This is a genomic window from Thermoplasmata archaeon (assembly GCA_035632695.1).
Classification (GTDB): domain Archaea; phylum Thermoplasmatota; class Thermoplasmata; order RBG-16-68-12; family RBG-16-68-12; genus RBG-16-68-12.
Genome location: DASQGG010000177.1, coordinates 1 through 5688, shown reverse-complemented (window position 1 = coordinate 5688; position 5688 = coordinate 1). Strand labels below are relative to the sequence as shown.

Sequence of the window (5688 nt, the reverse complement as noted above, 5' to 3'; positions counted from 1 at the left end):
AGAACCAGCTGTACGCCATTTTGGTTTTCAGGGGAGACAACGGTCAACCATCTGTAGGTTCCAGCCGGGACATCTAGTTTCTTGACAAACCCCAAAACCTCCGTGTAGAACTTGAGCGCTTTGGCCTGGTCCTTAACGAAGACACTAGTCAGTTTGATTTCCATGTTATCACACCATCGTAAGCGAACGCAAACCATATCGTTTTCCTGATTCTTGCAGGACAGCCTCCGGCGCACCTCGGCCACCCGCCTTCGGCCGCAATTGGATTCGCGATCGGTTCTAGCTGCGGCCGAGCCGGTTGATTTCGAGGATCAGTTCGTTGAGGCGCCCCGCGCGGCCGCGGTCGTACGCGAAGACGAGCCGCGGTTTGGATTGCAGCTCGGGTTCGTCCGCCTCCTCTCGCAGGGCGGACGTCTTGGTGATCTTGCCCGAGGCGACGAGGTCATGGAACGTCTCGTTCAGCCTGCGTACCTGGTCGTCGGACAGCTCTCTTTCCAGGCGGATCACGAGGCGGTCCCCGACCTGCCGCAGGGAGTGGTAGGTGGAGTAGTACGAAGCAATCCAGGCCGCCGCCTCCTCGGGGGACCGGACGATCCGGTAGAGCGTGAGGTCCTCGGCGGAGACGAAGCCGCGCGCGAGCAGCTGCTCCCGGATGAAACGGTCCCAAGTCTCCCAGTAGTCTTCGCCGGGAAGCTCCATGAGGACCACGGGCATCGGCGGTGCCTTCCCGGTTTGCAGGAGCGTGAGGACCTCGAACCCCTCGTCGTGGGTGCCGAAGCCTCCCGGGAACAGGGCGATGGCGTCGGCCTCCATGACGAAGAAGACCTTGCGCGTGAAGAAGTACTTGAAGCGGATCACCTTGGGATCGTCCTGGATGAGGGTGGAGGGTCCCTTCTCGAACGGCAACAGGATGTTCACGCCGAAGCTGTTCTCGGCCCCCGCCCCCTCGATCCCGGCCCGCATGATCCCTTCCGCCGCTCCCGTGATCACCATGAACCGCCTTGCGACCAAGAGCCGCCCCAGTCGGACGGCCAACTCGTAGTAGGGACTGCCCTTCTTCTCCCGCGCGGATCCGAAGATGGAGACCTTCCGGACCTTGCGGTAAGGCTTGAACACACGGGCCGCGTGGCGGAACTCCGCGACGGCGCGGTTGATCACCTTGAGGTCGAGGATGTCCAGGTCGTCGCGTCGGCACTTGATCGCGTTCAGGAGGATGTCCCGGTAGAGGAGCGAGCGCAGGTCCTGCCCGTTCGCGGTGAGGATCTCGCGCGCCTCGTCGACGGCCTCCTCGAGGTTCTCGGGCTTCCGAGCCGGCATGCCGCTCCCATCTCCTTCGGTGGCAACGCGTACGAGGCGGGGGATATATCACCCTGCGCCTCGCGCCCGAGAGCGGATGCGGACAGGAGCGAACAGGTTCTTAGTCGAGGACCGGTTGCGATTCCTCGCCAGAGGAGCTGGGCGTGACCGAGGGCGGATTGTCCGAAGCGCGACTCGGCCGGATGCGCGACCTCCTGACGGGGTACGTGAAGCGCGACGAGGTCCCCGGGCTCGTCGCCTTGGTGAGCCGGCGCGGGGAAACGCATGTCGACGCGATGGGCACGATGCAACGAGGCGGCGGCGCGCCCATGCGGCGGAACACGATCTTCCGGATCTCCTCGATGACCAAGCCCGTGACCGCCGCAGCGACGATGCTCCTCGTGGAGGACTGCCGGCTCCGTCTCGACGAGCCGGTCGACCGGCTCCTCCCCGAGCTCGCGAACCGCCGCGTGCTGAGGCGGCTCGACGGCCCCTTGGACGACACGGTCCCTTCCAACCGGCCGATCACGGTCCGCGATCTGCTCACGTTCACCATGGGCTTCGGCATCCCTCTGGTCGACCCGAGCGCCTACCCCATCCTTCGGGCCGCGAACGAGCTCGGAATCGGGATGGGCCCCCCGCACCCCGCCCGAATGCCCGCGCCCGACGAGTGGATCCGTCGCCTGGGGACCCTGCCCCTCATGCACCAGCCGGGCGAGCGCTGGATGTACAACACCGGAGCCGATGTCCTGGGGGTCCTCATCGCGCGCGCCTCTGGCCAGCCGTTGGAGACGTTCCTCCGAGAGCGTCTGTTCGGCCCGCTCGGGATGAAGGACACGGGGTTCAGCGTCCCGCCGGGCAAGATTCGCCGACTGCCCACCCAGTACTGGACCAGCTGGACGACCGGGAAGATCGAGGTCTACGATCCCTCGGAGGAGGGCGAGTGGAGCCGGCCGCCTCCGTTCCCCATGGGCGCCGGGGGGCTCGTGTCCACGGTCGACGACTTCGCCGCGTTCGGCCGGATGCTCCTGGACCACGGGAGGTCCGGGAACCGGCGCCTCCTGTCGCGACTCCCCGTCGAGGCGATGACCGCGGACCAACTGACGCCCGACCAGAAGGCGAAGTCCGGTCTCATCGCGGGCTACTTCGACGGGCACGGATGGGGGTTCGGCATGTCCGTCGTGACGAGGCGGGACGACGTGTCCGCGGTCCCCGGGCGGTACGGGTGGGACGGCGGATTGGGATCCATCTGGTACTCGGATCCCAAGGAGGACATGACGACGATCCTGATGACGCAGCAGGCATGGACGTCGCCCGATCCGCCGAAGGTGTGCCGCGACTTCTTGACCTCGGCGTACGCCGCGATCGACGACTGAACACGCTCGTTCCGCGATCTCGCGCTGCCGGCTACGATCCCGTTCGGGTGGCCTGGGTCATGAGCGCGGTCGCGAACAGGATGTCCTCCGTCGCGCCGGAGAAGCGGCCCGTCCGGAATTCCTCGTCCGCCCGTCCCAGGATCTCCCGGACGTCGGGGAGGAGCGGGAGACGGAAGTCCTCGAGCAGGGTCACCCGCTGGTGGATGTCCGTGATCGCCTTCGCGAGGGCCGCCCGCTGCTTCCGCCATCGGAGGAACTCCAGGGATGCCTGGCTCACGTTCGCCCGCACATCTTCCCAGCGGCCCTCCCTGAGGGCGCGACGCGCGTCGCGGAACCGCTCCTCCGCGGGTTCCGAGCGGAAGCCCTCGGATCGGAGGCTGGCGTGCACCGTCTCCGCATGCTCGAGGACCCTCCGGGTCCGCGGATAGTGCTCCGCGAAGGTCAGCAGCTCGCTGGACAACCGGGCGACGACGACCTTCTCCGTGGTGGCATCGAGGAATCCCTTGGCGAGCGCCTCCCGGGTGGATGCGATGCATTCGCCCAGCCGGTCCGCGAGCGGGCCCTCCGCATGGATGTGCTCGAGGACGTTCGCGGCCTCCTCCATGAGTTCCTTGGCGCGGAGGTCGCCGGCGTGGGCCGCTTCGGCCCGGTGGCGGGCCTCGATGGCGAGCTTTCGGGCTTCGGGCACGTGCCCTTGAGCGAGCTCGCCGGTCGCCTGCTCGAGGAGCTCCTCGAGCCGGACCGCCAGCCACGAGGATGTGCGATCGCTTGTCGGGTCCGAGAGGGCCTCGACCGCGAGCGTCGCGAGGAAGATCTCTCGCGAGGCCTGCCTCGCGCGGACGAGCAACGTGCGCACGTCCTCTGCGGCGCGTTCAAGGATCTCCTTGGCTCCGAGATAGTTCGGCACTAGAGCGCCATCCTCCTCCACCTGCCGCGCCATCTCCTTCTCGGCGGCGTCGACCGCCGCTTCGAAGTCCCCGGTCGGAAGCCCGAGTTCCCCGAGCTCCTCCATGCAATCCTGGAGGACCGTCCACGCCGCGAGGTACCCGTTGAACCGGTCGTTCAGAGCGACCGCGAGACTGCCCGCCCGCCTGGCCTCGGCTGCGGCCTCGGAGTAGTCGCGGGCCGCATACAGCGCCTTGGCCGCACGGAGCGCCTCTTGGGCCGGCGTGAGGTCGGCCAGCGTCAGGTCGAGCTCCGTGACGAGCTCCTCGGTCTTCCCGATGATCTGATCCACATTCTGGGCCCGCGATGTCGTCAGAAATCCGAGCGGGTTCGTGTTCGCAAACACGGATTTCGGTCCCCCTTGCCGCCCGCGAGGAACGGGAGAGCGCCTCCGCGATTCCGGTGGGCCGGAATCGATTCGTTGGAGGGAATAAAAATGTTGTGGCTATCCACGCGTGATAATCAGGAGTGGGAATCACGAAGCCCGAAATTCTACGAGGAAAGTGCGACTCTGAGGGTCTTGCACCCGCAGGAATCAGGTGCGGACCGTTTCGATTTCGACGAACTGCCCGAGTCCCCCAAGCGTTATCTCCCAGGTCGTCCGGGAGTGCGCGCGAGCCCGCACGCCGGGCCCCTGGGAGGCTGATTCTCGCGGACGAGAAGTCATTTCGCCACGCTTATAGGGGGGAGACCCGGATGCGCCGCAGGTTGTGTTCCGCACCCTCTTGACCCGCCGTGCCTCCACGCACGGCTACCTTCGTGTTCTGTACCTGTCCAATTTCATCCTGCGGTTGGCGTTCGGCTTCATCCTGCTGGCGCTGCCCTTCTACGTGAGCCCCGAGCTGCGGTTCAACAACAACGTTCTCCTCGAGGTCGCGATCATCGCGGTGCCGTACCCGTTCGCGGAGATGCTCACGGCGAACTGGTTCGGCTCAATCTCCGACAAGATCGGGCGGAAGAAGGTCATCGTCGCAGGGTCCGCGTGGGCCATGGGGATGGTCCTCCTGTACCCGCTCACCCAAGACACGTTCGCGCTCGCGGCGATCCACGGCCTGCACGGGATCGGCGCGGCCGCGACCGTGGCCCCATCCATCGCCATGATCGCGGACTACGCGGACCCCAAGGACCGCGGGAGGCAGATGGGCTTCTACGATTACTCCACGTTCGCGGGCTACATCATCGGCGCGGTCCTCGCGGGCGTCCTCATCGAGGGCTTCATGGGCGCCGGGATCGGCGCGTGCGCGGTGGCTCGTACGAGCCAGGTCTGCTACGCGGACGCGGCCCGCCCCACGTTCCTCCCGGTCGCCGCGCTCCTCGGCCTGTCCGCCCTCGTCCTCTTTGTGTACGTGAAGAAGGAACGGGTCACCGCGGTCAAGGCGAAGCTGTTCGACTTCGCAGACCTGCGCGAGATCCTCCGAATCCCCGAGATCCGCGTCCTGCTGCCCGTCTGGCTGATCATCTCCACGATCCTGGGAATCGCGCTCACATACCTTCCCCGGGCGCTCTTCGAAGCGAACCTGAGTGCGATGAACATCGCCTTGATGTTCGGCGGCGTGGGCCTCGCCCTCCTGCTCCTGCAGCCCGTGTGGGGGAAGGTCTCGGACGTCGTCGGGCGCGTGCCCGTGATGTTCTACGGGGTCCTGAGCATCCTCGGGGTGCTCGCGATCGCCTCTCTGTTCTGGCCGCAGATCCTCGCGCGCGACCTCGTCGTCCTCGTGCCGCTCGGCCTCTGCGCCCTGGGCGCGGGCGCGTTCGTGCCCTCGGCACTGGCCCTCATGGCGGACACGGCTCCGGAGACGAAGTACGGGGCGACCATGGGCCTGTACTCGTTCGCTCTTGGGTTCGGGTTCTTCGTCGCGGAGCTCAGCGGACTCGCGATCATCGCGGCGTACGCCTACACGATGTCCGTGACCCAGGTGCGGGAGGCGGTGGGCGCGGCCCTCCAGGGGCTGGTCTATTTCGCGCTCCTCCTGATCGTGCTCGCGGTCATCCTCATGGTGCGCTACTTCATCATGGGACGGCGGCGGCGCAAGGCGCCCCTCCAGACCACGTGAATCCATGCCCCGCGCTC

Annotated in this window: 5 protein-coding genes; 2 read left to right on the top strand and 3 right to left on the bottom strand. The window is 66.6% G+C overall.

Going from position 1 to position 5688, the window contains the following annotated elements; translation table 11 throughout:
- The coding region (locus VEY12_11235; protein ID HYM40692.1) for a VOC family protein at positions 1-164 on the bottom strand (164 nt) is incomplete at its 3' end.
- A gap of 115 nt (positions 165-279) precedes the next feature.
- Positions 280-1317 carry an LOG family protein gene (locus tag VEY12_11230; protein ID HYM40691.1) on the bottom strand — a complete coding sequence of 346 codons (1038 nt, stop codon included), beginning with the start codon at positions 1315-1317 and terminating at the stop codon, positions 280-282.
- A gap of 143 nt (positions 1318-1460) precedes the next feature.
- Here VEY12_11230 and VEY12_11225 point away from each other — a divergent pair, with 143 nt between their 5' ends.
- The gene (locus VEY12_11225) at positions 1461-2672 is read left to right on the top strand and encodes a serine hydrolase domain-containing protein (GenBank protein HYM40690.1); all 1212 of its coding nucleotides are present in this window, start codon (positions 1461-1463) and stop codon (positions 2670-2672) included.
- 31 nt (positions 2673-2703) lie between these two features.
- Here VEY12_11225 and VEY12_11220 read toward each other — a convergent pair whose 3' ends face one another.
- Positions 2704-3963 carry a hypothetical protein gene (locus VEY12_11220; GenBank protein HYM40689.1) on the bottom strand — a complete coding sequence of 420 codons (1260 nt, stop codon included), beginning with the start codon at positions 3961-3963 and terminating at the stop codon, positions 2704-2706.
- 364 nt (positions 3964-4327) lie between these two features.
- Between VEY12_11220 and VEY12_11215 the strand changes: the two genes are divergently transcribed.
- A complete protein-coding gene (locus VEY12_11215) occupies positions 4328-5671 on the top strand; it encodes an MFS transporter (protein ID HYM40688.1) in 1344 nt (447 codons plus the stop codon).
- Positions 5672-5688 lie beyond the last annotated feature (17 nt).

What these genes read in the sequence shown, in the direction of transcription:
- VEY12_11230 (HYM40691.1), bottom strand. Translation starts at nt 1,317, where the DNA reads ATGCCGGCTCGGAAGCCCGAGAACCTCGAGGAGGCCGTCGACGAGGCG.